Source organism: Pseudomonas sp. BYT-1 (assembly GCF_023611805.1).
Taxonomy (GTDB): domain Bacteria; phylum Pseudomonadota; class Gammaproteobacteria; order Pseudomonadales; family Pseudomonadaceae; genus Aquipseudomonas; species Aquipseudomonas guariconensis.
Window position 1 is genome coordinate 5,199,897 of record NZ_CP072559.1, and the last position, 25,606, is coordinate 5,225,502.

General features: G+C 61.1%; 26 protein-coding genes and 2 tRNA genes. 22 read left to right on the forward strand and 6 right to left on the reverse strand.

The window, feature by feature from the left end; genetic code table 11:
- Nucleotides 1–163 precede the first annotated feature (163 nt).
- The 8 genes from J5X93_RS24370 to J5X93_RS24405 all read left to right on the forward strand — a co-directional run bounded on the left by J5X93_RS24370 (nt 164) and on the right by J5X93_RS24405 (nt 6,665).
- The gene (locus J5X93_RS24370) at nt 164–2,404 is read left to right on the forward strand and encodes an AsmA family protein (protein WP_102081074.1); all 2,241 of its coding nucleotides are present in this window, start codon (nt 164–166) and stop codon (nt 2,402–2,404) included.
- Entirely contained in the window at nt 2,401–3,468 is a 1,068-nt protein-coding gene (gene mutY / locus J5X93_RS24375; RefSeq protein WP_043211034.1) for an A/G-specific adenine glycosylase, read from the forward strand. The genes J5X93_RS24370 and mutY overlap by 4 nt, the downstream gene beginning before the upstream one ends.
- Complete coding sequence (locus tag J5X93_RS24380) at nt 3,465–3,737, forward strand: oxidative damage protection protein (protein ID WP_043211032.1); 273 nt, start codon at nt 3,465–3,467, stop codon at nt 3,735–3,737. The genes mutY and J5X93_RS24380 overlap by 4 nt, the downstream gene beginning before the upstream one ends.
- A gap of 89 nt (nt 3,738–3,826) precedes the next feature.
- Nucleotides 3,827–3,902 (forward strand) — tRNA-Phe (locus tag J5X93_RS24385).
- A 216-nt stretch (nt 3,903–4,118) separates the two neighbouring features.
- Nucleotides 4,119–4,580, forward strand: coding sequence for a DUF4234 domain-containing protein (locus J5X93_RS24390; RefSeq protein ID WP_043211030.1), 462 nt, complete (start codon nt 4,119–4,121; stop codon nt 4,578–4,580).
- Nucleotides 4,581–4,659: 79 nt separating this feature from the next.
- Complete coding sequence (locus J5X93_RS24395; RefSeq protein WP_043211028.1) at nt 4,660–4,980, forward strand: hypothetical protein; 321 nt, start codon at nt 4,660–4,662, stop codon at nt 4,978–4,980.
- A 143-nt stretch (nt 4,981–5,123) separates the two neighbouring features.
- Nucleotides 5,124–6,131: a polyphosphate kinase 2 gene (gene ppk2 / locus J5X93_RS24400; RefSeq protein ID WP_043211024.1), complete on the forward strand. Its 1,008-nt coding sequence runs from the start codon at nt 5,124–5,126 to the stop codon at nt 6,129–6,131.
- Nucleotides 6,132–6,221: 90 nt separating this feature from the next.
- A complete protein-coding gene (locus tag J5X93_RS24405; RefSeq protein WP_043211022.1) occupies nt 6,222–6,665 on the forward strand; it encodes a hypothetical protein in 444 nt (147 codons plus the stop codon).
- Between the two features lie 131 nt (nt 6,666–6,796).
- Here the strand turns inward: J5X93_RS24405 and gabP are convergent, their stop codons facing one another.
- Nucleotides 6,797–8,197, reverse strand: a complete 1,401-nt coding sequence (gabP, locus tag J5X93_RS24410) for a GABA permease (RefSeq protein ID WP_043211020.1) — start codon at nt 8,195–8,197, stop codon at nt 6,797–6,799.
- 605 nt (nt 8,198–8,802) lie between these two features.
- Between gabP and J5X93_RS24415 the strand changes: the two genes are divergently transcribed.
- The 5 genes from J5X93_RS24415 (at nt 8,803) to J5X93_RS24435 (ending at nt 13,139) form a co-directional block, all read left to right on the forward strand.
- Entirely contained in the window at nt 8,803–9,576 is a 774-nt protein-coding gene (locus J5X93_RS24415; RefSeq protein WP_043211018.1) for an ABC transporter ATP-binding protein, read from the forward strand.
- An 11-nt stretch (nt 9,577–9,587) separates the two neighbouring features.
- A complete protein-coding gene (locus J5X93_RS24420) occupies nt 9,588–10,340 on the forward strand; it encodes an ABC transporter substrate-binding protein (protein ID WP_043211016.1) in 753 nt (250 codons plus the stop codon).
- Between the two features lie 55 nt (nt 10,341–10,395).
- Nucleotides 10,396–11,088 (forward strand): ABC transporter permease, encoded by a 693-nt coding sequence (locus J5X93_RS24425; protein WP_043211015.1) that lies wholly within the window; start codon nt 10,396–10,398, stop codon nt 11,086–11,088.
- A complete protein-coding gene (locus tag J5X93_RS24430) occupies nt 11,088–11,777 on the forward strand; it encodes an ABC transporter permease (protein WP_043211013.1) in 690 nt (229 codons plus the stop codon). Before J5X93_RS24425 ends, J5X93_RS24430 begins: the two co-directional genes overlap by 1 nt.
- Nucleotides 11,778–11,903: 126 nt before the next feature.
- Entirely contained in the window at nt 11,904–13,139 is a 1,236-nt protein-coding gene (locus J5X93_RS24435; RefSeq protein ID WP_409287149.1) for a methyltransferase, read from the forward strand.
- A 223-nt stretch (nt 13,140–13,362) separates the two neighbouring features.
- Here the strand turns inward: J5X93_RS24435 and mdtI are convergent, their stop codons facing one another.
- Together mdtI and J5X93_RS24445 are read right to left on the reverse strand one after the other, a co-directional pair.
- On the reverse strand, nt 13,363–13,680 hold the full coding sequence (gene mdtI / locus J5X93_RS24440; protein ID WP_043211010.1) for a multidrug/spermidine efflux SMR transporter subunit MdtI: 318 nt from the start codon (nt 13,678–13,680) through the stop codon (nt 13,363–13,365).
- The gene (locus J5X93_RS24445; RefSeq protein WP_043211007.1) at nt 13,674–14,033 is read right to left on the reverse strand and encodes a multidrug/spermidine efflux SMR transporter subunit MdtJ; all 360 of its coding nucleotides are present in this window, start codon (nt 14,031–14,033) and stop codon (nt 13,674–13,676) included. Before J5X93_RS24445 ends, mdtI begins: the two co-directional genes overlap by 7 nt.
- A gap of 447 nt (nt 14,034–14,480) precedes the next feature.
- On the opposite strand from J5X93_RS24445, the gene J5X93_RS24450 reads away from it, so the two are divergent.
- The 8 genes from J5X93_RS24450 (at nt 14,481) to J5X93_RS24485 (ending at nt 19,970) form a co-directional block, all read left to right on the forward strand.
- Nucleotides 14,481–15,062 (forward strand): hypothetical protein, encoded by a 582-nt coding sequence (locus J5X93_RS24450; protein ID WP_043211005.1) that lies wholly within the window; start codon nt 14,481–14,483, stop codon nt 15,060–15,062.
- A 9-nt stretch (nt 15,063–15,071) separates the two neighbouring features.
- Nucleotides 15,072–15,278, forward strand: coding sequence for a helix-turn-helix domain-containing protein (locus J5X93_RS24455; RefSeq protein WP_043211003.1), 207 nt, complete (start codon nt 15,072–15,074; stop codon nt 15,276–15,278).
- Between the two features lie 18 nt (nt 15,279–15,296).
- A complete protein-coding gene (locus J5X93_RS24460; RefSeq protein WP_043211000.1) occupies nt 15,297–15,677 on the forward strand; it encodes an Aq_678 family protein in 381 nt (126 codons plus the stop codon).
- A gap of 21 nt (nt 15,678–15,698) precedes the next feature.
- Entirely contained in the window at nt 15,699–15,947 is a 249-nt protein-coding gene (locus J5X93_RS24465; protein WP_043210998.1) for a hypothetical protein, read from the forward strand.
- A gap of 87 nt (nt 15,948–16,034) precedes the next feature.
- Nucleotides 16,035–16,110 (forward strand) — tRNA-Thr (locus J5X93_RS24470).
- Nucleotides 16,111–16,236: 126 nt separating this feature from the next.
- Entirely contained in the window at nt 16,237–16,437 is a 201-nt protein-coding gene (locus J5X93_RS24475) for a DUF3079 domain-containing protein (protein WP_043210996.1), read from the forward strand.
- A 363-nt stretch (nt 16,438–16,800) separates the two neighbouring features.
- Nucleotides 16,801–18,186 (forward strand): trimethylamine monooxygenase, encoded by a 1,386-nt coding sequence (locus J5X93_RS24480; RefSeq protein ID WP_250034158.1) that lies wholly within the window; start codon nt 16,801–16,803, stop codon nt 18,184–18,186.
- A gap of 119 nt (nt 18,187–18,305) precedes the next feature.
- Complete coding sequence (locus J5X93_RS24485; protein ID WP_250034160.1) at nt 18,306–19,970, forward strand: FMN-binding glutamate synthase family protein; 1,665 nt, start codon at nt 18,306–18,308, stop codon at nt 19,968–19,970.
- A 30-nt stretch (nt 19,971–20,000) separates the two neighbouring features.
- Here the strand turns inward: J5X93_RS24485 and J5X93_RS24490 are convergent, their stop codons facing one another.
- Nucleotides 20,001–21,287 (reverse strand): OprD family porin, encoded by a 1,287-nt coding sequence (locus J5X93_RS24490; RefSeq protein ID WP_043208349.1) that lies wholly within the window; start codon nt 21,285–21,287, stop codon nt 20,001–20,003.
- A gap of 485 nt (nt 21,288–21,772) precedes the next feature.
- On the opposite strand from J5X93_RS24490, the gene J5X93_RS24495 reads away from it, so the two are divergent.
- The gene (locus tag J5X93_RS24495) at nt 21,773–23,860 is read left to right on the forward strand and encodes a TonB-dependent receptor (RefSeq protein WP_250034162.1); all 2,088 of its coding nucleotides are present in this window, start codon (nt 21,773–21,775) and stop codon (nt 23,858–23,860) included.
- Between the two features lie 96 nt (nt 23,861–23,956).
- Here the strand turns inward: J5X93_RS24495 and J5X93_RS24500 are convergent, their stop codons facing one another.
- Together J5X93_RS24500 and aguA are read right to left on the reverse strand one after the other, a co-directional pair.
- Nucleotides 23,957–24,154, reverse strand: coding sequence for a hypothetical protein (locus J5X93_RS24500; RefSeq protein ID WP_043208344.1), 198 nt, complete (start codon nt 24,152–24,154; stop codon nt 23,957–23,959).
- 182 nt (nt 24,155–24,336) lie between these two features.
- A complete protein-coding gene (aguA, locus tag J5X93_RS24505; protein ID WP_043208342.1) occupies nt 24,337–25,443 on the reverse strand; it encodes an agmatine deiminase in 1,107 nt (368 codons plus the stop codon).
- Nucleotides 25,444–25,606 lie beyond the last annotated feature (163 nt).

Below are 25,606 nucleotides of genomic sequence, written 5' to 3' on the forward strand. Positions count from 1 at the left end.
ATTTCTGCTGTTTGAAGCGACAGGGCGCTCGCTCGCGGGACAAGCCCTGCCGACACGGACTGCCCTGGCCCTGCCGTCCGCCACTATTGATTACGCCGAGGTCCTACCCACGGCGCTATACTCCCAGGCTTGAATTTCAAAAACGGACTACAAGGACTCGCCCATGAAAGCGTTCGGCAAAATCCTGGGGCTGGGGCTTCTCGGGTTGCTGCTGATCATCGTGGCGCTGGGCTTCGCCCTGACCCACCTCTTCGATCCCAACGACTACAAAGACGAGATTCGCCAGTTGGCCCGCGACAAGGCCCACATCGAGCTGACGCTCAATGGCGATATCGGCTGGAGCCTGTTCCCCTGGCTGGGCCTGGAGCTGCACGAGGCCAGCATCGCCACGCTGAACAAGCCCAAGGAGCCATTCGCCGACCTGCAGATGCTGGGTTTGTCGGTCCGTGTACTGCCGCTGCTGCGCCGCGAGGTGCAGATGAGCGATGTGCGCGTCGAGGGCCTGAACCTGATCCTGAACCGTGACGAACACGGCCACGGCAACTGGGAAGACATCGGCAAACCACTGCCGCAGCCTGCCGGCACGCCGTCGACCAGCACGACCGAGGCCCCCGCCACGGCTGATACGCCGGCCAACAAGGAAGACTCCCGCGAGCGCATGGTCAAGCTGGACATCGACAGCCTGACGGTCAACAACGCCCAGGTGCAGTACACCGATGCCAAGACCGGCCAGACCTTCAGCGCCCAAAGCATCCAGCTGAGCACCGGTGCAGTCCATGAGGGCGTGAACATCCCGCTCAAGGCCAGTGCCTTCCTCACCGTTGGCCAGCCGAGCCTCAAGGCACGCACCGAATTGACGGGTGAGCTGCGTTTCGACCGTAAGCTCAAGCGCTACAACATCGAGGACATGCGCCTGTCGGGCGAGACCTCTGGCGAACCGCTGGCCGGCAAGACCATGACCTTCGCCGCCCAAGGCCAGCTACTGGTCGACCTCGCCGCCAACGTGGCCTCCTGGAATGGCTTGAAGCTCTCTGCCAACCAGCTGCGCGCCCTGGGCGAGCTGAACCTGCGCGACCTGGACAAGACCCCGCAACTGAGCGGCGGCCTGTCCATCGCTCAGTTCGACCTGCGCACCTTCCTCGACAGCATCGGCCATCCGCTGCCTGCCACTGCCGACCCGGCCGCGTTCGGCAAGCTGGAACTGGTCACCCGCCTGCAGGCCAATCCAACCAGCCTGGCCCTGGAAGACCTGGCCGTGAAGCTCGACGAGAGCACCTTCAGCGGCCGCATCGCCATCGACGACTTCGCCAAGCAGGCCCTTCGCCTGCGCCTTAAAGGCGACACGTTCAACGCCGACCGTTACCTGCAGGCCAAGAGCGAACAAGCCAAGGGCGCCAGCGCCGCGCGCCAGGCCGAGGTCCAGCAGCAGGAAGCCAGCGCCGTCAGCGGCCCGAGCACGACTCCGCTGCCCAACGCGCCGACCCAGGTGGCCTGGAGCAGTGACAAGCTGCTGCCGGTGGATCGCCTGCGCCAGCTCGATCTGCAGGCAGACGTGTCGTTCGGCACCCTGACCCTGGACAAGCTGCCGATCACCGATGCCCAGCTCAAGGCCAACGGCCAGGGAGGCCTGTTGACCCTCGAGACCCTCCGAGGGGGCCTGTACGACGGCAGCTTCGAGACCAACGGAACACTCGACGTGCGCCCGGCCGTGCCACAGATCGGCATGAAGACCCGGATCAACCGCGTGCCGGTGGAACACTTCATCAAGTCCGACACCCCGGACAAGGCGCCCCCGGTCAAGGGCCTGCTGACGCTGTCCAGCGACCTGACCGCCACCGGCAACAGTCAGAAAGCACTGGTCGACACCCTCAACGGCAATGCCAGCTTCACCCTCAACGATGGCGTGCTGGTCAACGCCAACCTCGAACAGCAGCTGTGTCATGCCATCGCGACCCTCAACCGCAAGACCTTGAGCGGCGAGCCGCGCGGCAAGGACACCCCCTTCCAGGAACTGCGCGGCAGCCTGGTGGTGCGCAATGGCGTCGCCAGCAACCCGAACCTGAAGGCAAGCATTCCAGGCCTGACCGTCAACGGCCATGGCGATGTGGACCTGCGCGTACTGGGCATGGACTACAACCTGGGCGTGATCGTCGAAGGTGACCAGCGCGCCATGCCGGACCCGGCCTGCCAGGTCAACGAGCGCTATGTCGGTATCGAGGTGCCGGTGCGCTGCCGTGGCCCGCTGGAACTTGGCGCCAAGGCTTGCCGCCTGGACCAGGAAGGCCTGGGTAAGGTCGCAGCCAAGCTGGCCGGCAACCGCCTGCAAGAAAAACTCGACGAGAAGCTTGGCGACAAGGTCAGCCCGGAGCTCAAGGATGCACTCAAGGGGCTGTTCAAACGATGAGTCCCGAGCAGTTCTCCCATGCCGTTTTGCAGTGGTACGACCAGCACGGCCGTCATGACCTGCCCTGGCAACAGGGCATCACGCCCTATCGGGTGTGGGTGTCGGAAATCATGTTGCAGCAGACCCAGGTGAGCACGGTGCTCAACTACTTCGATCGCTTCATGCAGGCCCTGCCGACCGTGCAGGCCCTGGCCGAGGCGCCGGAGGACGAGGTGCTGCACCTGTGGACGGGCCTGGGTTACTACACTCGGGCGCGCAATCTGCAAAAGGCCGCGAAAATCGTGGTCGAGCAGCATGGCGGCGAGTTTCCACGCAGCGTCGAGCAACTAACGGCGTTGCCGGGCATCGGCCGCTCCACTGCCGGTGCCATCGCCAGCATCAGCATGGGCATTCGCGCACCGATCCTCGATGGCAACGTCAAGCGCGTGCTGGCCCGCTACACCGCCCAGGCCGGCTATCCTGGCGAGCCCAAGGTGGCCAACGCGCTGTGGGCCAACGCCGAGCGCTTCACGCCGTACGCCAGGGCCAACCACTACACCCAGGCGATGATGGACTTGGGCGCGACCCTCTGCACCCGCAGCAAACCCAGCTGCCTGATCTGCCCGCTCAAGACCGGCTGCCAAGCCCACCTGCTCGGGGAGGAAACCCGATACCCCGAGCCCAAGCCACGCAAGACGCTGCCGCAGCGCCGCACATTGATGCCGATGCTGGCCAACCATGAGGGCGCCATCCTGCTCTATCGCCGCCCCTCGAGCGGCCTATGGGGCGGGCTGTGGAGCTTGCCGGAGCTGGACAACCTGGAACAGCTCGACGACCTGGCCTACCAGCACGGCGTGCGCGCGACCGACAGCCAAGCCCTGGATGGCCTGACCCATACCTTCAGCCATTTCCAGCTGGCCATCGAGCCGTGGCTGGTGCGTGTCGACTCGCTGGGCACGACCGTGACTGAGCCCGACTGGCTCTGGTATAACCTCGCCACCCCGCCGCGCCTGGGCCTCGCCGCCCCGGTCAAGAAGCTGCTCAAACGCGCGGCCGATGAATTGATTGCAGGAGAGTCCCGATGACCCGCACCGTGAAGTGCCGCAAGTACAACGAAGAGCTCCCTGGCCTGCCACGCCCTCCCTACCCGGGCGCCAAAGGCCAGGACATCTTCGATCACATCTCGCAAAAGGCTTGGGATGAGTGGCAGAAGCACCAGACCATGCTGATCAACGAAAAGCGTTTGAACATGATGAACGCCGAGGACCGCAAATTCCTCCAGGCGGAGATGGACAAGTTCTTCGCTGGCGAGGAGTACGCTCAGGCCGAAGGCTACGTTCCGCCCAGCGAATGACCGAAAAACGTAAGCGACGGAATTAATTTAAAAAATTTTCAAAAAAGTCGTTGACGGAAGGTCTGAAAACCTTTTTAATTCGCCCCGTCGCCCAGATAGCTCAGTCGGTAGAGCAGAGGATTGAAAATCCTCGTGTCGGCGGTTCGACTCCGTCTCTGGGCACCAAGTGCCAAACCCCAGGTAACGCAAGTTGCCTGGGGTTTTTTAATGCCCGCGACTTTTGCAACGAAAGTCTGGCGTCAAAATAGCCATGTGCTATCATTCGCGCCGCGCTGCCCCCGCCTTGCAGCGCACACCCCAAGGACGATGGTTGAGCAAGGAATGCCTCATCAGACAGCCGATGCCTCAGCCCGTTTTTTCCTCTCGAAAATCGGAAGCGCCATGACATCCCCTGCCGAACTCATGAACAAGGTCAATCGCAAAACGCTGCACCTGGTACTGCTGTGCGCGGCCACCGGCGGCCTGTACCTGCTGATCTGGCTGTACAAGACCAACCAACACCTGCGCGAAGCCACTGGGCAGACGGTCTGCAGCGAGACCTACATTATCTGGATCTGCGTCTGCATGGGCCTGAGCGGAGTGTTCATCGACAATCCCGAACCCTTCCTGGTCGGCATCGGCGCCCTGCTGAGCATCGCCAGCGGCGTATTGTTCATCGTCTGGGCATTCAATGCCCGCAGCCTGCTGATGACCTACGCCAACGCCCAGCAGCAGCCTTACTTCTCGATGAACGCCTTCTACACGTTCCTGTTCAACGCGTACTACATCAATTACTGCATCAACGAACTGGGCGAGAACGCGCAGCGCCAGCAACCGATCCATGCGCAGCCGGCACAGCCCTGATCCACGAACGCCAACCGGCACAAGGATTTGCATGTCAGCCCGCCCATGCATTGAAAAGCGGGTGTACAAGGAGAGATAAATGGCCTACACGTCGATCATGTTCAAGAACCCGAAAACCGGCGCGCTGAAAGAAGCCCCGGTCGGTTTCTCCTGGACCACCTTTTTCTTCGGTTTCTTCCCGGCGCTGTTCCGTGGTGACTGGAAGTTCGGTGCGATCCAGTTCGTACTGCAGATGCTCACCATGGGCCTGAGCTCGCTGGTGTTCTGCTTCATCTACAACAAGCTGTACATCAAGGACCTGATCGGTGCCGGTTTCCAGGCGCAGTCGATCTCCAAGGGCGACATGGACTACGCCGCCGCCAAACTCGGCCTGCAAATCCCCGCGCTGACCGCAGCCTGAGATTCCTGTACCCCATGGCTAGCTAGCCATGGGGTTACGGCAGCACAGCGCAAAGTGCGCGACGTTGATCGACATCAAACAGCCATCGCTCGCCGCGCCCTAGCCTATCGGGTGGACATTCGAACCCACCCCAAAGGACTGCCATGAGCGACGACGCCACGCCTCTGCCCCCTCCCACTGCCGATGCGACGCCCAGCATCACGCCAATCGCCCGCAACCGCCCACCTCGCAGACGCCAGACTGCCGCCAAGACGACCCCAGAGCCGAGCATCAGCGCCATCAGCCAGCAGCCGGCAGCGCTGGAGGTGGCCTCGGCGCGGCGCGGCAGCAATGAAGACAGCACCTCGGCGCGCCTGCCGGCCAGCTACCCCTACCGCACGCGCCTGCGCCGCCAGGACTATGAGAAGGCCAAGCACGCCCTGCAGATCGAGCTACTCAAGGTCCAGAGCTGGGTCAAGGAAACCGGCCAACGCGTGGTCATTCTGTTCGAAGGACGCGACGCGGCAGGTAAAGGCGGTACCATCAAGCGCTTCATGGAACACCTGAACCCACGCGGGGCGAGGATCGTCGCCCTGGAAAAGCCCTCCGAGCAGGAGAAGGGCCAATGGTACTTCCAGCGCTATATCCAGCACCTGCCGACCGCGGGCGAAATGGTCTTCTTCGACCGCTCTTGGTACAACCGCGCCGGCGTCGAGCGGGTGATGGAGTTCTGTACCCCGTTGCAGTACTTGGAGTTCATGCGCCAGACACCGGAGCTTGAACGGATGCTGTGCAACAGCGGCATCCTGCTGTTCAAGTACTGGTTCTCGGTTAATCGCGAAGAGCAGCTGCGCCGCTTCATCTCGCGCCGGGACGATCCACTCAAGCACTGGAAGCTCTCGCCCATCGACATCAAGTCGCTGGACAAGTGGGAGGACTATACCGCCGCCAAGGAAGCCATGTTCTTCCACACCGACACCGCCGACGCGCCGTGGACGGTGATCAAGTCCGATGACAAGAAGCGTGCGCGGATCAACTGCATCCGGCATTTTCTGCATTCGTTGGACTACCCGGGCAAGGACCATAGCATCGCCCATGCACCGGATCCGTTGCTGGTCGGACGGGCCTCGCGGGGGTTCGAGGAGGATGAGCCTCCCTCGCTCGTCAGTTGAGCCTTGGGCCGCAAGCCGGCCCCTTGGGTTTCTTCGGCAATTACGCTTCAATACGCGCATTTTTCCAGACCCCCCCAAGGATTCGCCCCAATGGCCTCCAACACCAAGCAGCAAAAACGCGCCAAGCGCGCCGCCACCAAAGCCAAGCAGAACCGCATGGTGCGCAGCGGCCAGGCGGTCAAGGCCAGCGCCGGCGACAGCGCCAGCGTCGAGCAGGTCTTCAACAAAGCCATGGACTCAGGCAGCTACAACAGCCTGTTTGACAAGATGAAGGAAGCCCAGCAGAACGGCCTGGTGCCGATGATCTCGGTGTTCCTGGTCGATCCGCTGCTGGCCCTGGTGCTCAAGGGCCACAAGGAAGAACACGCCACCGACTACATCGTCATGGTCTTCACTGCCTATCGCAAATGGCTCGACGGCAGCGACGAAGATGCCACCATGGCCTGGCTGGAAAGCGACGAGTTCCAAGAGGCCTATGTGGCAGCCTCCGAAGCGGTCGCCAAGCAGCAACAACAGCAGAAGCAGTTCGGCTGAAGATCGCCGGCAGCCCAAACCCGCCCCACAAGCTTCTGTGGGAGTGGATCTACCTGCGAAAACGCCGATACAGACAAACGAAAAGGCCGTGCCCTTCACAGGACACGGCCTTTTTTGTTCAACAGCCCGGATCAGTTATCCAGCGCCACCTGGCCCGCTGCCTGGCCTTCGGCCTTGCGCTTACGCTGCACCAGCAGGCCGGCAGCGACCACGCCAATGCTGAGCAATGCGGTGGCGATGATCTCGGCGCGATGGTCTTCGCGCAGCGCCATCACCACCAAGATCGCGACGATGAACGCGATGGTCGCCCAGGTTAGCCCCGGGAACAGCCACATCTTGAAGGCAATCTTCTCGCCCCGAGCTTCACGCTGGCTGCGCATGCGCAGTTGCGACACAGCAATCACCAGGTACACCAGCAGCGCGATGGCGCCGGAGCTGGCCAGCAGGAATTCGAACACCGCAGCCGGAGCCACGAAGTTGGCGAACACGCACAGAAACGCCGCCGCTGTGGACAGCAGGACCGCCCAGTGCGGAGTCCCCGCCTTGGTGGTGCGCTGCGCCATGGCCGGCGCATCGCCGCGCTTGCTCAGGGAGAACAGCATGCGCGAAGAGGTGTACAGCGCCGAGTTCAAGCAGCTGGTCACGGCGATCAGCACGACGATGTCGACGATCAACTTGGCATTCGGCACGCCGATGCGGCTCAGGACGGTCTGGTAGGAACCGGTCTCGGCCAGGGCTGGGTCGTTCCATGGCACCAGGGCCACGACCAGGAAGATCGACACCAGGTAGAACAGGCAGATACGCCAGATCACCGAGTTGGTGGCGCGGCTGATCTGCTTGCCCGGGTCTTTGGATTCGGCGGCGGCGATGGTGACGATCTCGGTCCCCATGAACGAGAACATGGTGGTCAGCATGGCGGCCAGCACCGCGCCCAGACCGTTGGGCATGAAGCCCTGGGTATCGAATAGATGGCTGACACCGCTGACCTGGCTATTGGGCACCAGGCCGAACATGGCCACACAGCCAACGACGATGAAGCCGATGATGGCCAGTACCTTGAGCAGGGCGAACCAGAACTCGAACTCACCGTAGTTCTTCACGCTGCACAGGTTGGTCAGGGTCAGCGCCAGCGTAATGATGAGCGAGAAGGCCCAGAGGTCCACGGCGGGGAACCAGGCATGCAGGATGGCCGCCGCAGCATTGGCCTCCAGTGGGATCACCAGGACCCAGAACCACCAATACAGCCAACCGATGGTAAAGCCTGCCCAGCGCCCGATGGAGCGGTCGGCATATGTGGAGAAGGAACCGGTATCCGGCGAGGCGATGGCCATCTCGCCGAGCATGCGCATCACCAACACCACAAGGGTGCCCGCCGCAGCATAGGCGAGCAGAACGGCAGGACCTGCCGCAGCGATGGCGTGGCCGGAGCCAACGAACAGACCGGCGCCGATTACGCCAGCGATGGACAGCATGGTGACATGCCGTTGCTTGAGCCCCTGAGCGAGGTCATTGGAATTGTGCTTACCGCTCATAAAACTACCTTTGTAAGGAGTGGACCACCCGAAATGCTTAAACGGAGCGCGCCCGGGGTTGAGGTAGGCGTCGCTGCATTCGGTGGTTTCCGTATGGCAATAAGCGGGCCAGCCGCGAATCACGCTCGTCAGAATTCGCTGATGGCCAAGCGCTCCGGGCCTCGCAGGCCTTTCGGCCATGCCTTGACCGAAAGGTCGTCAAATTTTCTTGCCAAGCCCTGATTACTGAAATACCCACTTACAAATGCACCAAAGGTGCCCCACGGTAACACCCGTGCACAAAAAACGATCAACAGAAAGTGCAACCTTAAGGAGCAACCCAAGCCCCGCACACTCACGCGCAAAGTACTACCCGGCCAAAAACGGCTTCCCACACACGTCCAAAGCTGGCACCATCGCGCCTTTTTTCATCAAGGCTCCGGTGCTGGGGACGTGCGCGCGGACATCCTCGCGACAGTCCGCTGCAACGATGCGACAAAGTATCCCGCCAGCGACCCGAGCCACTTGCGACCTGGTTGGCCGCCATTACGCCGCTATGCTAGCTTGGCGCTCGCCAGGAAGGCCGCCAACAGCTGGGAACGCACCCGAACACATGAGGACCGCACATGGCCCAGGCCACGCCCGCGCTGGAAATCCGCAACCTGCACAAACGCTACGGCGAGCAGGAGATTCTCAAGGGCATTTCTCTGACCGCACGCGACGGTGACGTGATCTCGATCCTGGGGTCGTCCGGTTCCGGCAAGTCCACCCTGCTGCGCTGCATCAACCTGCTGGAGAATCCCCACCAAGGGCAGATCCTCGTCGCCGGTGAAGAGCTCAAGCTCAAGGCGACCAAGACCGGCGACCTGATCGCAGCCGACAACCGCCAGATCAACCGTCTGCGCAGCGAAATCGGCTTCGTCTTCCAGAATTTCAACCTGTGGCCGCACATGTCGATCCTCGACAACATCATCGAGGCGCCACGTCGCGTGCTGGGCCTGAGCAAGGCCGAGGCCATCGAGGCCGCCGAGGCACTGCTGGCCAAGGTCGGCATCCATGACAAGCGCCACAGCTACCCCGCCCAGCTTTCCGGTGGCCAGCAGCAACGCGCGGCCATTGCCCGGACCCTGGCCATGAAGCCCAAGGTCATCCTGTTCGACGAGCCGACCTCGGCGCTCGATCCGGAAATGGTCCAAGAAGTGCTTAACGTTATCCGCGCATTGGCCGAAGAAGGCCGTACCATGCTGCTGGTGACGCACGAGATGAACTTTGCCCGCCAGGTGTCCAGTGAAATCGTCTTCCTGCACCAGGGCTTGGTCGAAGAGCAGGGATCGCCGCAGCAGGTGTTCGAAAACCCGACCTCGGCGCGTTGCAAGCAATTCATGTCCAGCCACCGCTAACGGAGCAACACATGCAGACCTATAAGAAATTCCTCCTGGCCGCTGCCGCCACGCTGGTCTTCTCGGCCAATGCCATGGCCGCGGAAAAACTGCGCATGGGTATCGAGGCGGCCTACCCGCCGTTCAACAACAAGGATGCCAGCGGCAACGTGGTCGGCTTCGACAAGGACATCGGCGACGCCCTGTGCGCCAAGATGAAAGTCGAGTGCTCGGTCGTCACCTCCGACTGGGACGGCATCATCCCTGCACTGAACGCCAAGAAGTTCGACTTCCTGGTGTCCTCGCTGTCGATCACCGACGAGCGCAAGCAGGCCGTCGATTTCACCGACCCCTACTACTCCAACAAGCTGCAGTTCATCGCCCCGAAGAACGTCGACTTCAAGACCGACAAGGCTTCGCTCAAGGGCAAGGTGATCGGCACCCAGCGCGCGACCCTGTCCGGCACCTGGCTGGAAGACAACTACGGCGATGACGTCGAAGTCAAACTCTACGACACCCAGGAAAACGCCTACCTGGACCTGATCGCCGGCCGCATCGACGGCATCCTGGCCGACAAGTACGTGCAGTACGAGTGGCTCAAGAGCAAGGACGGCCAGAACTTCGAGTTCAAGGGCGAGCCTGTGGTCGACAGCGACAAGATCGGCATTGCCGTGCGCAAAGGCGACCCGCTGCGCGAGAAGCTGAACAAGGCACTGGCCGAAATCAAGGCCGACGGCACGTACAAGAAAATCAACGACAAGTACTTCCCGTTCAGCATCGAATGATTCACCCAGACCAGCGCCGCCTCGCGCGGCGCCGGTCCCTTGAATGCACCTGCCCATGAATATCGACCTGCACGGATTCGGTCCGGCCATGATGGCCGGCACCCTGATGACCGTAAAACTGGCGCTCTGCGCCCTGCTGCTGGGGCTGGTCCTGGGCCTGCTCGGCGCCCTGGCCAAGACATCCCCAGTCAAGCCGCTGCAATGGCTTGGCAGCACCTATTCGACGTTGGTGCGCGGTGTGCCCGAACTGCTCTGGGTACTGCTCATCTACTTCGGCACCGTCGGGCTGATGAACAGCCTTGGCGAAGCCTTGAACATGCCGGGCCTCGAGCTCAGCGCATTCGCCGCCGGCGTGATCGCCCTGGGCCTGTGCTTCGGCGCCTACGCCACGGAAGTCTTCCGCGGCGCGATCCTGGCCATCCCTAAAGGGCACCGCGAAGCGGGCCTGGCGCTGGGCCTGTCCAAAGGCCGCATCCTCTCGAAGATCATCCTGCCGCAGATGTGGCGCATCGCCCTGCCCGGCCTTGGCAACCTGTTCATGATCCTGATGAAAGACACGGCGCTGGTGTCGGTGATCGGCCTCGAGGAAATCATGCGTCATGCGCAGATCGGCGTGACCGTGACCAAAGAACCGTTCACCTTCTATGCGGTCGCCGCGTGCATCTACCTGAGCCTGACCATCATTGCCATGACCGGTATGCACTTCATGGAAAAACGCGCCGCTCGCGGCTTCGTGAGGGCCGAGTAATGAACTGGGAAGTCATCATCAAGTGGCTGCCACGCCTGGCCCAGGGCGCGACCCTGACTCTGGAGCTGGTCGCCATCGCTGTTATCGCCGGGCTGATCCTGGCCATTCCACTGGGCATCGCCCGTTCCTCGCGCCATTGGTATGTACGCGCAGTGCCCTACGGCTACATCTTCTTCTTCCGCGGCACACCGCTGCTGGTGCAGCTGTTCCTGGTGTACTACGGCCTGGCCCAGTTCGATGCGGTGCGCAGCAGCGCGCTGTGGCCGTACCTGCGCGATCCGTTCTGGTGCACCGTACTGACCATGACCCTACACACCGCCGCCTACATCGCCGAGATCCTGCGTGGCGCACTGCAGGCCATCCCGAAAGGTGAAATCGAGGCGGCACGGGCGCTGGGCATGTCGAGGGGCAAGGCCATGTTCTACATCATGCTGCCGCGCGCCGCGCGCATCGGCCTGCCAGCCTACAGCAACGAAGTGATCCTGATGCTCAAGGCCAGTGCCTTGGCCAGTACAGTCACCCTGCTGGAGCTGACCGGCATGGCGCGGACCATCATCGCCCGCACCTACCTGCCGGTGGAGATCTTCTTTGCTGCAGGCGTGTTCTATCTGGTCATCTCCTTCGTACTGGTCCAGGGCTTCAAGGTGCTCGAGCGCTGGTTACGCGTGGACGCCTGCCAGGGGCGTTGAAACTGTAAAACCCGGGGGCCGCCCTGCGGCCCACCGCAGGCTCCGCATCGTCTGAACCTGTAGGAAATGGCGAAGCCTGCGAAGGAGCGCGACGCGCTCCCCTTTCAACAGCGCTGCGGTGCTTGAATGCAAACCATGCCCTACCTTCACGGCCCTCACCTGCTCGAACGCTTCCAGGCACTCGACCATTTCCTTCTCCAGCATCAGCAGCTATGGCGCCCGCGCCCCTTCACTCAGCTGCATCTGGACTGGGAGGCCCAGCACCCTGAACTCGCCACCTGGCTGCGCCAGCGCACCCTGGAACAAGCCGAAGCCGTCCAGCAGAATCCCGAACAGCTGCCGGCGCCAGCGCCCTTCGCACAACTGGCCACTCGCGCCTCGCAGTTGTCCGCTCTGGGCGAGCTGCCCGATGCTGGCCTGCACCCGGCCGGCCATCGTCTGGACGTGAATGTCCCGGGACGCAAGTGGCAACAGATCGAAGCCTTCACCCGTCGCCTGGCCTTCCACCAGCCCACCGGTCATTGGTTGGACTGGTGTTCAGGCAAAGGCCACCTGGGCCGACGCCTACTGCAGCCCGGCCAACGGCTGACCTGCCTGGAGTACGACGTCGAACTGGTCACTGCGGGAAGCGCCCTGAGCGAACATCATCACCTGCCGGCCACTCACGTACATCAAGATGTGCTGGCACCAGACAGCCACCGTCACTTGGACAGCAGCAAGAGCGCCGTTGCCCTGCATGCGTGTGGGGAGTTGCATGTGCGGCTGCTGCAATTGGCCAGCCAGCAAGGTTGTCGGCAGATTGCCGTCGCGCCCTGCTGCTACAACCGCATTCCGGGGAAGGTGTATCAGCCGATGTCTTCGGCGGCCCAGGCCTCGGCCTTGCAGTTGAGCCAGGAAGACCTGGGCCTGCCGCTCAACGAGGCGGTGACTTCCAGCGCCCGTGTCCGACGTCAGCGTGACATCTCGATGGCCCGCCGCTTGGGCTTTGACCTGCTGCAACGCCAGCAGCGGGCCATCGACGAGTACTTGCCAACACCCTCGCTGCCGACTAATTGGCTGGACAAGCCTTTCGAACAGTACTGCCGCGATCTGGCCGAGCTTCGGCACGTCCAGATCCATGATGCGCCCGACTGGGCGGCGCTTGAGGCCGCCGGCTGGCAACGCCTGGCACAGGTGCGCAATCTGGAGCTGCTGCGCAACCTGTTTCGCCGCCCGTTGGAAATGTGGCTGGTGCTGGACAGGGCCCTGTTTCTCCACGAGCGCGGCTATGACGTGCGCATGGGTGTGTTTTGCGACTACCCCCTCACGCCTCGCAATCTGTTGCTGATTGCAGAGCGCAAAGAAGACGTGCCGTCCAGTTGAAAGCCTGTGGATAACTCTGTGAACAAGCTTGTGATGAATATCACGAAAACGGGGATCCAACCGCTATTTCAGCGCGTTCGCTTATTCCAGGCAGCGAGCCAAAACCAGTAAAAACAGGCCTTTGCGCAAAGACCAGCGGATAAGTCAAGTGGCATGCCTTTCGCGCAATGTTGGCATGCCGCTTGTGCATAAACGCGCCGGACTCGTGCCAATCGCGTGATTTTCAGGCCATTTTCAGCAGGCTCATGCCTAGCAAGAGCAAAGCCAGGCCCAGCCATCCGCGGCCAGCCAGGCGCTGACCAAACAACGCCCAACCCATCGCCACAGTCGCCAGGATGCCAAAGCCGCCCCAGATGGCGTAGGCGAGCGACAGTTCGATGTCCTGAACGGCCTGGGCCAAAGCGGTGAACGCCGCCAGTACACTCAGGATCGAGGCAAAACCCAGGCCTTTGCGACGGAAACCGTCTGAGTACTTGAGCAAAAGGTTGGCCAGTACTTCCAACACGATGGCCAAACCCAGCCAGGCAAAGGGGATCAGCATGGCAGGCCCTCCGCTTCGCGCACAGCAGGAGTGCTGCGGGTACCGGCCTTGACCAGCAGGATGCCGGCGATCATCACCGCCAGGCCCAGGGCCTTGGTCCAACCCAGGCTTTCACCAAGCCAGACCACACTGACCACGGTGATCAGGACGATACCGATTCCTTCCCACAAGGCATAAGCCACGCCAACCGGCACACGCTTTACCGCAAGGGCCAGGAAGAAATACGACAGACAGATCATGACGTACATGACGACATGCCCCATGACGGGGAAATGTGTGGCGGCGAGTTTCATCGACGCCGTACCGATCACCTCTGCGGTGATCGCGACGAACAAATAGATCCAGGAACGCATGGTGCCCTCCCATGGGCGACAGCGGCCGAGCGCACAGGCATCGGCACGAGACACAACGTTTAAGGCTGCAGGTCGAGGGAGGGGCTAGAGGTCGCCGGTCCAGTGACGCTCACGGGAAACCAGGCGGGAAGTGGAGAGTAGCTTGAAAGCTTTGCTGTTCAACATAATGAACAGCACATTAGCTGAGCTGATCGAATAAGTCAAAACGATAGACTGAGACTAACGAAATTTCGTGTTGAGGCAAGCATTCCCAGGAAAAACCCCCGTAAAGCCTGCTGAAAGGTTCGTAAATTATATTATTCATCCTATACAAAACGCTGCCGCTATCAAGTGAATGATTCCCCTGCGGCAAAGCGTCGCCAGCTTACAAAAAATGAAATTAATTATTGTGTAACGATAATTTTTCACCAATAATCCGCCCCGTTCATCACAGTACGGAGGCACCCCATGAACGACAGCAGATCAGTGGCCTACGCGCGTTCGCGCTTGCGCATCATCGGCGTCTTTGCCGCTTTTCTGGCCTGGGCCACCGGTGCAGTCGAGCTTTTCGGCACACCGCTGCTCTGGGTCTTCGACTATCCCGACACAGTCGCGGCCTACCTGCAGGGCCATGGCATCAACATGCCTCTGCTCCTGGAAGACGGCTACCAACCCTCGAGGCTCGCCATGGGTCTGGTACTGGCGCTGGAGATGATTCCGACAGGGCTCTCGGTGCTGAGCCTGCTACTCACAGGCTTGTTCTTCTTGCGCTTGTCCAAGGGGCACACCTGGAGCCTGGCCAACATCCGCATGCTCTGGCGAGTCGGGCTGCTGTGCATCGGCGCTCCGCTGCTATGGCCAGTGATCGATACCCTCCAAGGCCTGGCCCTGGCCATCGACCTGCCCGCCGGGGAGAGAAGCTTCGTCGTGTCGATCGGTGTATCATCCGAGGCTGTCTACGAGATCATGAAAGGCATCCTGCTCTGCGCCTTCTCGCTGCTCATGCGTGACGCCAAGACCCTCAGCGATGAACACAACTGTTATGTCTAGCCGCCCCCTATGCCGATAATCATCCGCCTCGACGTCGTCATGGCCAGGAACAAGATCCGTTCCAAGGACCTGGCGGAAATCATCGGCATAACGGAAGCGAACCTGTCACTGCTGAAGAACGGCAAGATCAAGGGTTTCAAGATCGAGACCCTCGAGAAGCTGTGCCGCGCGCTGAACTGCCAACCGGGCGACCTGCTGGAGTTCAGCGAGGAATGATCAAGGACCGTTGTACCCGTGGACACCCAATACCAACGCTTCGCCATCCTGGTGCTGGCGAGCCTGCTGCTCGGCGGCTGCGGCCCCTCCTACACGTATAGGTATTCGCCACCGCCCAGCCCACATGGGCTCGCTTGCATCAATAACTGCGCGATGCAACGCAATCACTGTAAACAACTGGCCCGCCTGGAAGAAAACAGCCAGCGCGCCCTGTACCAGGCCGAGCTGAGGGCCTACCAGTACTGCAAGGACAGCAAGCCGAACAAGAACACGCGTCACAGTTGCCCCTATCCCAGCTATCCGTTTTTCAACTCCGCAGGCTCCGAATGCCAGCCTGATTACGACAGCTGCTACATGGCCTGCGGCGGCACCATCCAGCGAATTCTGAACAACGACTGACCCAGAACGGACATCGACAACGTGATCCAGACCAAGCCCTTTGCCCTGCTGTGCTGCGCCCTGGCCCTGAGCGGCTGCGCCAGCAACACCCACTCGCCCAAGACCTCGTCCCTCGACTGGGACATGCCCGGCATGCAGTTGGGCGGCGACAGAGGCCTGCCCCTGCGCGCCGAAACACCCTGCCGCAAGCGCGGCTGCGACAACGACAAGCTGTTCTTCAACCCCGCCCAGGCCGAGCCCAGCGTCAACAGCATCCACCGCGGCTGGTAGGAAAACTCTGCTTTCCCGGCAATGGCGTAACCTATTGGAAGGAATAGGTTTACACGCGCCAACCGATCGCTATAATGACGCCCCATTGCCGGTATAGCTCAGCTGGTAGAGCAACTGACTTGTAATCAGTAGGTCCCGGGTTCGATTCCTGGTGCCGGCACCATACGCAGTATCAAAAAAGGCTCACCTTCACGGTGGGCCTTTTTTATTTCCGCCATTGACGCCCATCAACCTCTCCCACCGCATCTCCCTTAGCCTGAAATCCCCAGGCCAGAACGGAGCATGCGCCATGGCCAAGAAATTCCCACACAACCCCAGCCACCCCGAGCGCATCTGCTGGGGCTGCGACCTGTATTGCCCGGCAAAAGCGCTGGCCTGTGGCAATGGTTCTGAACGGACCCAGCACCCGGCGGAACTGTTCGGTGAAGACTGGGAGCGGCAGCCCCAGCAGAACCAGGCGCTACTGCCGCATGCCGATGACAAACCTTGAAATGCTTTCCCTCGATGCGTTATAGCTAAAAAGGCATCCATAAAGAAAAGAGGCACTACAAGCCCCCATGCACGAGATCACACGTATCTATCGGTCCCATGGCCCGCTTGCCGCTCTGCTTGGCAAGGCCACCGGGCCCTTCCCTGCCGTTGTCCGCTCTACCCTCGGCTGCTCTCCTCTCTCGACGCTGTTCCACACGCTGTCGATTCCACCTCGAGACATGCTGCTGGCGCACAAGCGCAAGCGCCCCGTGCCTCCACCTGCCTGCTGACACCTGAAGTCTTCACCCATCCACAGCCCTAGGCCTGTTGCCGTTCGGGGTTGGGGAGGTTTTGCCTTTTTTCGTGTTTACAGGACATCCTCATGACTATTCGCGTTGCCATCATCGGCGCCGGCCCGTCAGGCCTGGCGCAACTGCGTGCTTTCCAATACGCCCATGCCAAGGGCGCACCTATGCCCGAAGTGGTCTGTTTCGAAAAACAGGCTGACTGGGGCGGCATGTGGAACTACACCTGGCGCACTGGCCTGGACCAGCATGGCGAACCGGTCCACGGCAGCATGTATCGCTACCTTTGGTCGAACGGCCCGAAGGAGTGCCTGGAGTTCGCCGACTACAGCTTCGATGAGCATTTCGGTCGGCCGATTTCTTCGTATCCTCCTCGCGAGGTGCTGTGGGACTACATCCAGGGCCGAGTGAAGAAGGCCGGTGTGCGCCAGTACATTCGCTTCAACACCGTGGTCAAGGCCGTGCGCTTCGATGACCAGAGCCGCACATTCACTGTCACTGCCCATGACTACGCTCAGAGTCAGAGCATCGAGCAGGTGTTCGACTACGTGGTGGTGGCCAGCGGGCACTTCTCCACGCCGAACGTGCCGTCGTTCCCGGGCTTCGAGCGTTTTTCAGGACGCATCCTGCATGCCCACGATTTTCGCGATGCATTGGAGTTCGCCGGCAAGGACGTGCTGATCGTCGGCAGCAGCTACTCGGCCGAGGACATCGGCTCGCAGTGCTACAAGTACGGTGCCCGCTCGATCACCAGCGCCTATCGCACCCAACCGATGGGCTACCAGTGGCCCAAAGGGTGGGAAGAGCGACCGCAGCTACAGCGGGTCGAAGGCGACGTGGCGCACTTCGCCGACGGCTCCAGCAAGCGGGTCGATGCGATCATCCTGTGTACCGGCTACCAGCATCACTTCCCGTTCCTGCCTGACGAGCTGACCTTGCGCACCGACAATCGTCTGTGGCCGCTGGGCCTCTACCAAGGCGTGGTCTGGGAGGCCAACCCGCAGTTGCTGTATTTGGGCATGCAAGATCTCTGGTACAGCTTCAACCTGTTCGATGCCCAGGCCTGGTTCGCCCGTGATCTGATGCTTGGCCGCATCCAACTGCCGGACCAAGCCGCCATGCAGGCCGACAGTGCGCGCTGGCGTGCCGAGGAAGAAGCCTTGGAGAGCACCGCCTCGATGTACCAATTCCAGGGGCGCTACATTCAGCACCTGATCGGACAAACCGATTACCCAAGCTTCGACATCGATGCAGTCAACCGCATCTTCCTCAAATGGAAGCACGACAAGAAGCACGACATCATGGGCTATCGGGACCGCTCCTACCGTTCGGTGATGACCGGTACCGCTGCGGTGCCGCACCATACTCGCTGGCTGCAGGCGCTGGACGATTCGCTGGAGGAATACCTGCGCGAGACGGCAGAGCCCGGTGATGTGCAGGTCCTGAGGCAGGACAAGCGCTGACGCGCGCCCGCGACCGAACACAAGCCGCGCGCAGGTAATAGTCTTTTACCGAATCCCTTGGTTTTCCGCGCGCGGCCTTTGCCTATCCTAGTGCGGGTCATCCTGTCAGCGATGGACCCATGAAAGACGCGCTCCCCACCCGCTACGCCTGTCTGGCCGCCTGCCTGTTGTTCACCTTCGCCAGCATTCCATTTCTTGCCCAGCACAGCTGGCTCTGGCCGCTCACCCTGCTCACTGCCCTGCTCAGCTTGGTCGGTCTCAATGACCTGCGCCAGAGCCATCATGCCGTGCGCCGCAACTACCCAATCCTGGGCAACATCCGTTATCTGATCGAGACCATTCGGCCGGAGATCCGCCAGTACCTGATCGAGGGCGACGACGACAAGCTGCCGTTCTCCCGCTCGCAGCGCTCACTGGTCTATGCCCGCGCCAAGAACGAGAGCGCCGAGAAGGCCTTCGGCACACTCAACGATGCCTACAAGCCTGGCTTCGAATTCATCAGCCATTCGATGGTACCGGTGCAGACGCCCGACCCGGCGTCGTTTCGCATCGACATCGGTGGCCCGCACTGCAGGCAGCCGTATTCGGCGTCGATCTTCAACATCTCGGCCATGAGCTTCGGCGCGCTCAGCGCCAATGCCATCGGCGCCTTGAACAAGGGCGCGCGCCTGGGCCGCTTCGCCCACGACACCGGCGAAGGCAGCATCAGCCCTTACCACCGCCAGCACGGCGGGGATCTGATCTGGGAGATCGGCAGCGGCTACTTTGGCTGCCGTACCGAAGAGGGCCGCTTCGACCCGGTGCGTTTTGCCGAACAGGCGCGCGATCCCCAGGTGAAGATGATCGAACTCAAGCTAAGCCAAGGCGCCAAGCCCGGTCATGGCGGCATCCTGCCTGGGCACAAGGTCAGTGTCGAGATTGCCGCCACCCGTGGTGTGCGGGTCGGCGAGGACTGCATTTCGCCAGCCGCCCACAGTGCCTTCCACACGCCGCTGGAGCTGCTGCACTTCATCGCCCGCCTGCGTGAGCTGTCTGGCGGCAAGCCGGTGGGCTTCAAGTTCTGCCTGGGCCATCCCTGGGAGTTCATGGCCATCGCCAAGGCCATGCTGGCCACCGGGATCACGCCCGACTTCATCGTCGTCGACGGCAAGGAAGGTGGCACCGGTGCCGCACCGCGGGAGTTCAGCGACAACATGGGCGTACCCATGCGTGAAGGGCTGATGTTCGTGCACAACACACTGGTCGGCCTGAACCTGCGTGACCGCGTGCGTATCGGTGCAGCCGGCAAGATCGTCAGTGCCTTCGATATCGCCAGTACGCTGGCCATCGGTGCTGACTGGGTCAACTCGGCACGGGGTTTCATGTTCGCCATTGGCTGCATCCAGTCGCAGAGTTGCCACACCAACAAGTGCCCTACCGGCGTGGCCACCCAGGATCCGCTGCGCCAGCGCGCCCTGGTGGTGCCGGAAAAAGCCGAACGGGTGGCGAGCTTTCATCGCAATACCCTGCATGCCTTGGCCGAGATGCTTGCGGCGGCAGGCCTGGAGCATCCTTCGCAGCTCAAACCCAAACACCTGGCAAGGCGTATCAGCCCGAGCGAGATCAGCCTGTTTTCCCAGTTGCACCAGTTCCTCAAGCCCGGCGAATTGCTCAGCGGCTCGATCGAGAACGAGTTCTATGCGCGGATGTGGCGGATGGCCCGCAGCGACAGCTTCGCGCCGCAAACCGCAGACAGCGTTGCGCCAATGGCAGCGGTACGCCGAAAGGAAACAGCCCCGGCATGAGCCAGGGCTGTTCGGGACGCGAGTACGGGATCAGAAGACGTTGATCGGGTACTCGACGAAGACGCGGACTTCGTTACCGCTGATGTTGTACTCGCTGGATTTCTGCGAGACACGCAGGATGGAGCTGCGCAGTTTGACGCTCAGGTCCTTGGCTGCACCGCTCTGTACCACGTACTTGAGCTGGTTGAAGATCTCGCGCTCGGTACCGCCGGTGCTGGTCGAAGTGGTGATGTTATCGCCACGAACGTACGCAACGTTGTAGGTCAGGCCTGGAACACCGAAGGCGGTGAAATCAAGACCGTAGCCCAGCTGCCAGCTGCGCTCGTCTTCGGCGTTGAAGTCGGACCAGTAGGAGTTGGCCAGGAAGATGGTGCTGCCGCCATCGCCTACGCGGCGTTGGTCTTTCTGGTAACCGCCGTAGGCGTAACCCAGGTTGCTGTCGCCGGTCGAGCGCTGATGGGCCAGGGTGAACGAGTGCGGACCGGTGGCGAAGGTCGCTGCCAGGCTCCAGATCTTGTTGTCGTCGCCGGTGATACCGTTTTCGCGGACATAGGAGTTGTCCAGCTTGGTGCGGTAGCCGTTGAAGTCCAGGGTCAAAGACTGATCCTTGCTGATCGGGAATACGTAGTTGGCGCCCACGTATTGCTTCTTCAGCACGTCTTCGACATCGGAGGCATACAGCGCAGCAGTGAACTGGTCGGTGAACTTGTAGCTACCGCCCAACACGTTGATCGACTTCAGGCCACCGCTGTCACGACCTTCGGCGCTTTTGCGCGATTCAGCAGTGAAGCGACCGGCATTGAGCTCAAGACCTTTGATCTCCTTGGAGGTGATCAGGGTACCGGTGTAGCTTTCCGGGAGCAGACGCGCGTTGTCGTAGTTCAGAACCGGCAGCGTAGGCATCTGGTCACCGTACTTCAGTACAGTGTTGGAGACACGGAACTTGACCGCTGCGCCACCCTTGGAGAGGTCATCGGCAGCGTTGCCGCTGTCGCCTTTCTTGAAGAAGTCGATCCCTTGCGCGCCGGAGTGGCCCTTGCCGCCATCCAGGCGCACTGCGTACAGACCGAATGCATCAACACCAACGCCCACGGTGCCTTGGGTGAAACCGGACGAGAAAGTACCGATCGCCGCCTGGCCCCACTCGGATTTGTCCTTGTTGCCGTCCTTGTAGTCGCGGTTCATGTAGGCATTGCGCAGCAAGACGTTCAGCTGGCTGTCTTCAACGAAGCCCTTGCTTTCGGCCTGGTCGTTGGCCTGGGCCTGGGTCGCGGCGATCATCGCCAGAGCGACCAGGCTGATCCTGGTTTTCAACATCTTGTTTTCCTTATTTCTGAATTTTTAAACGCTCTGCAACCTGACGCCAGGAACCAACGCCCCTTCGTAGGTTCGACGCTATGCGGATCCAAAACTGAAAAAAGCCCGTCATGTGACATGCAGCGGGCTTTGTACAACAGCATGGCCAAGTCATGGCCAGCAGGCGTTGGGCGAATCCTAGCCCCGGCTGATTCGAGATGTCAAAAAATCGTGAAAGGCAGATGCTTATAACCAGATTCACGACAACAACCCGTGAATTTCTGGAGAAATCCGCACAGCATTAGGTTTTTTCCCTATGGCGCAGGCCCGCCCTGTGTTGCCATCTTGCGCTTCCAACGCTCGCGGGTAGCCCCGAAAGTGGGTTGAGTATTTTTTACAAATAGAAACACCTGTAAAGACAACACCTTACAAATTACCCAAGCGACCACTAATAGCACTCGTTATCATTCGCACTCAATTTTCATTTATTGTTTTGCGGATTCTCAATGTCGGTACCCTCCCACCTTCCCTCTTTATCCTTTGGCCTGTCGCTACTGCTTGGAGCAAGCCTGGCCAGCGCCGCCACCACCACCCTGCCGGAGCTCTCGGTCACCGCCGACCGCGAGCGCGAAGACGACAATCCTCGGGTTCACGAAGTCAGCACGGCAACCCGCACCTCTACCCCGGTTCGCTACGTGCCACAGGCCATCGACACGGTGAAGACCCACAACGTCCTCGACTACGGCAGCTTCAGCCTGGGCAAGGCACTGGAGGGCATTCCCAACGTCAGCAGTGGTGCCGATACCCGCTTCGACAGCTTGCGCATCCGTGGCTTCGACGCCAGCAACGACTTCTATCTGGACGGCGTACGCGATGACAGCCAATACGTGCGCGACCTGCACAACATCGAGCGGGTCGAAGTACTCAAGGGGCCAGCGGCGGTTCTCTATGGCCGTGGCAGCCAGGGCGGTATCGTCAACCGGGTCAGCAAGGCCCCGGAGCACGGCCGGCGCTCGAGCATCGAGGCCCAGGGCGGTAGCGAAGACCTGCGCAGCCTGTATGCCGATCTGAGCGCTGACCCGACCGATACCCTCAGCCTGCGTCTGAACCTCGGTAATGCCGACAACAACAGCTTCCGCGACGGCATCGACGGCAGCCGCCAACTGTTCGCACCGTCCATGAGCTGGCAGCTGACCCCGCAGCTGAACTGGCTGGTGCAATACGAATACAGCCGCTACAACCGCACCCCCGACCGCGGCATTCCTGGCGATCCGCAGACCGGGCGCCCCGTCGATGTCAGCCGTCATACCACCTACGGTGATACCCAGCGCGACTTCATCGATAACCGTGCCCAGTCGCTGCGCTCGCGCCTGAACTACGAGCTCAATGACCAGTGGCAACTGCGCCATACGTTCTCCCTGTTCAATCTGGAGAGCGACTTCGACAACACCTACCTCACCGGCTACATCCCTTCCACCGGCCTGGTGAGTCGCCAGCGCTGGCAACAGGACCTGAGCACTCGCAATCTATTCAATACCTTCGAGGCCGAAGGTCATCTGCAAACCTTCGATCTCGAGCACACCCTGCTGGTGGGCCTGGAGCTGGGCGAACAGCGCCGCAATTCGTTGTTGCATCAAGGGGTCGGCGTGCCTTCCGTACCGCTGGGAGGCTCCAGTGGGCAACACCAGCACACCGGTGCGCTGAAGGTATCGAGTAACAACCACACCCGCGTGGAAAGCGCTGGCCTCTATGTGCAGGACCAGATCCGCCTGAACGATCAATGGCAACTGCTGGCAGGCGTGCGCTTCGATCGCTTCGAGGTGCAGACTACGAGCAAAGTGAAGAACCTCACGGAAACCCAAGAGAGCACCAGCACCAGCCCGCGCGTGGGCGTGGTCTATTCCCCATGGCGCGAGCACTCGTTCTATGCGTCCTGGAGCAAGACCTTCTCACCGGTCGGTGGAGGCCTGATCGGCATCACACCTGGCGCTCCGGGCAATGGCAACGATGCAGGCCCTGAGCTCACTCGGCAGAAGGAGATCGGGGTCAAGAGCGATTGGTTCGACGAACGCCTGAGCACCACTCTAGCCCTCTACGAGCTGGAGCTGTACAACCGCCGTACCCGCGACCCGAACAACCCCGAGCTCATCCAGCTCAGCGGCGAGCAGCGCTCAAGAGGCATCGAATTGACTGTCATGGGCAATGTCACCGGCAATTGGTACGTGCGCGGCGGCGTGGGGCTGCAGGATGCGACCATCGTCAAGGACAACAATGGCCAGCAAGGCAACCGCATCAACGATGTGGCCAAACGCAACGGCAGCCTCTTCGTCACCTGGAAACCAGAACTCGGCTGGTACGCCGAAACCGGCCTGACGCTGGTAGGCGATCGATTCGCCGACAACCAGAACACCGTCAAGCTGCCCGGCTATGGCCGCTGGGATGCGCTGGCGGGCTACCGCACCCACGATTGGGATGTGCGCGCGGCCTTGAGCAACCTCACCGACAAGACCTACTACAGCTCGGCCACCAGTGCCAGCCAAATCCAGTTCGGTGAACCACGCAGCCTGGTGGTGACCGGTACCTACAGCTTCTGATTCAGGTATCCGATCTCGTCAGGCCAGCCAAGGCCGAAAAAAAACGCCACCGCGATAAACACGGTGGCGTTTTCGTTTGGGCGAGCGTGCACCCAATCAGTGCCAGACGGCCATCAACGCTTCCAGCTCAGCCTCGCTGATCAGGCCCTGCGGATATCGCCCATCCAGTAGACGCCGTGGATCGTCCGACTTGAAGCGATAGCCTCCATGGCTTTTCAACCATTGGGCCAGAATCTTGAGCGATTCATGGTCCATCACCGAGGAAGGCATAGCCGACTCACTTGCTGCATTCATGTCCACACGTACTCCAGGTGCCGTGAGCGGCTAACTTACGTTGGTTTTATTACAGAACAGCAAAGCTGCTATCTGACTGAAACACCTGAAAAACAATACAAGACATATGCCATCGCCCCCCTCCGGTAATCGGCAGCCACAAAAAAGCCCGTCAATGGACGGGCTTTTTTGTGATCGGGGGTTTAGCGCTTGACCGGCGCCGGCTGTTGCTGGGTCAGGCAGTGGATGTTGCCGCCACCCAGAAGCAGCTCACGGCCTGGAATCATGACGACTTCGTGGTCCGGGAAGACCTTGGCCAGGATCGCTCTGGCCTGGGCATCAGCGGGGTCATCGAAGCTCGGGGCGATGATGCCGCCATTGACGATCAGGAAGTTGACATAGGAGCCGGCCAGACGCACGGACGGGTCACGCTCCTGGCTGCCAGCCACATGGTCGACGCCTGCGCACTCTTGCTCAGTGGCGTACAGCGGGCCCGGGATCGGCATTTTGTGCACGACGAATTCACGGCCTTTGGCATCGCGGCTGTTTTTCAATACCTCGTATGCGGCGTGGCAACGCGCATAGTTGGGGTCGTTGGAATCATCGGTCCAGGCCAGTAACACTTCGCCTGGGCTGACGTAACAGCAGAAGTTGTCGACGTGCCCGTCGGTCTCGTCGTTGTACAGCCCGTCCGGCAGCCAGATGATGGTTTCGACGGCCAGATGCTCACGCAGAATGTCTTCGATCTGTTCGCGATTGAGGTGCGGGTTGCGGTTGCGGTTGAGCAGGCACTCTTCGGTGGTGATGAGCGTACCTTCACCGTCCACATGGATCGAACCGCCTTCGAGTACGAAGCCCTCGGTGTGGTAACGCTGGCAGCGCTCCATTTCCAGGACCTTGGCCGCCAGTTCCTCGTCACGGTTCCAGGGCGCGTACAGGCCGCCGTCGAAGCCGCCCCAGGCATTGAAGCCCCAGTCCACACCCCGCACTTCGCCATGGTCGTTGATGACGAAGGTCGGGCCGGTGTCACGCACCCAGGCGTCGTCGTTGCTGATTTCCACCACGCGGATGTTGGGGACATCGAGCTGACGACGGGCGTTCTCGTACTGGCCGGCAGAGACGGCGACGGTAACCGGCTCGAAGCGGGCGATGGCCTTGGCAAGCGTCACATGCGCAGCTTGCGCCGGCTTGCCGCCCAGGCGCCAGTTGTCCGGGCGCTCTGGCCAGACCATCCAGACCTGGGTTTGCGGCGCCCATTCGGCGGGCATATGGAAACCGTCGGCACGCGGGGTCGAGTTGAGGGTTTTCATCGGTAACCTCTGCGAGGGCCCGGCGCCGATTGCGCCAGGTCATTGATAAAGAGGGCAGCTTACTCAGAAGCGGCCGTGCGTTAACCATTATATACTCGATAAAAATCGAACTTAAAAGCTGAAAGACAAATTATTGGGTCATAAAAAAGCCACCTAAGCCGAT

Bases quoted from the DNA above. Each gene is read 5' to 3' on its own strand.
- J5X93_RS24370 (WP_102081074.1), top strand. From the start codon at position 164: ATGAAAGCGTTCGGCAAAATCCTGGGGCTGGGGCTTCTCGGGTTGCTG.
- mutY (WP_043211034.1), top strand. From the start codon at position 2,401: ATGAGTCCCGAGCAGTTCTCCCATGCCGTTTTGCAGTGGTACGACCAG.
- J5X93_RS24380 (WP_043211032.1), top strand. From the start codon at position 3,465: ATGACCCGCACCGTGAAGTGCCGCAAGTACAACGAAGAGCTCCCTGGC.
- J5X93_RS24390 (WP_043211030.1), top strand. From the start codon at position 4,119: ATGACATCCCCTGCCGAACTCATGAACAAGGTCAATCGCAAAACGCTG.
- J5X93_RS24395 (WP_043211028.1), top strand. From the start codon at position 4,660: ATGGCCTACACGTCGATCATGTTCAAGAACCCGAAAACCGGCGCGCTG.
- ppk2 (WP_043211024.1), top strand. From the start codon at position 5,124: ATGAGCGACGACGCCACGCCTCTGCCCCCTCCCACTGCCGATGCGACG.
- J5X93_RS24405 (WP_043211022.1), top strand. From the start codon at position 6,222: ATGGCCTCCAACACCAAGCAGCAAAAACGCGCCAAGCGCGCCGCCACC.
- gabP (WP_043211020.1), bottom strand. From the start codon at position 8,197: ATGAGCGGTAAGCACAATTCCAATGACCTCGCTCAGGGGCTCAAGCAA.
- J5X93_RS24415 (WP_043211018.1), top strand. From the start codon at position 8,803: ATGGCCCAGGCCACGCCCGCGCTGGAAATCCGCAACCTGCACAAACGC.
- J5X93_RS24420 (WP_043211016.1), top strand. From the start codon at position 9,588: ATGCAGACCTATAAGAAATTCCTCCTGGCCGCTGCCGCCACGCTGGTC.
- J5X93_RS24425 (WP_043211015.1), top strand. From the start codon at position 10,396: ATGAATATCGACCTGCACGGATTCGGTCCGGCCATGATGGCCGGCACC.
- J5X93_RS24430 (WP_043211013.1), top strand. From the start codon at position 11,088: ATGAACTGGGAAGTCATCATCAAGTGGCTGCCACGCCTGGCCCAGGGC.
- J5X93_RS24435 (WP_409287149.1), top strand. From the start codon at position 11,904: ATGCAAACCATGCCCTACCTTCACGGCCCTCACCTGCTCGAACGCTTC.
- mdtI (WP_043211010.1), bottom strand. From the start codon at position 13,680: ATGCTGATCCCCTTTGCCTGGCTGGGTTTGGCCATCGTGTTGGAAGTA.
- J5X93_RS24445 (WP_043211007.1), bottom strand. From the start codon at position 14,033: ATGCGTTCCTGGATCTATTTGTTCGTCGCGATCACCGCAGAGGTGATC.
- J5X93_RS24450 (WP_043211005.1), top strand. From the start codon at position 14,481: ATGAACGACAGCAGATCAGTGGCCTACGCGCGTTCGCGCTTGCGCATC.
- J5X93_RS24455 (WP_043211003.1), top strand. From the start codon at position 15,072: ATGCCGATAATCATCCGCCTCGACGTCGTCATGGCCAGGAACAAGATC.
- J5X93_RS24475 (WP_043210996.1), top strand. From the start codon at position 16,237: ATGGCCAAGAAATTCCCACACAACCCCAGCCACCCCGAGCGCATCTGC.
- J5X93_RS24480 (WP_250034158.1), top strand. From the start codon at position 16,801: ATGACTATTCGCGTTGCCATCATCGGCGCCGGCCCGTCAGGCCTGGCG.
- J5X93_RS24485 (WP_250034160.1), top strand. From the start codon at position 18,306: ATGAAAGACGCGCTCCCCACCCGCTACGCCTGTCTGGCCGCCTGCCTG.
- J5X93_RS24490 (WP_043208349.1), bottom strand. From the start codon at position 21,287: ATGTTGAAAACCAGGATCAGCCTGGTCGCTCTGGCGATGATCGCCGCG.
- J5X93_RS24495 (WP_250034162.1), top strand. From the start codon at position 21,773: ATGTCGGTACCCTCCCACCTTCCCTCTTTATCCTTTGGCCTGTCGCTA.
- J5X93_RS24500 (WP_043208344.1), bottom strand. From the start codon at position 24,154: ATGAATGCAGCAAGTGAGTCGGCTATGCCTTCCTCGGTGATGGACCAT.
- aguA (WP_043208342.1), bottom strand. From the start codon at position 25,443: ATGAAAACCCTCAACTCGACCCCGCGTGCCGACGGTTTCCATATGCCC.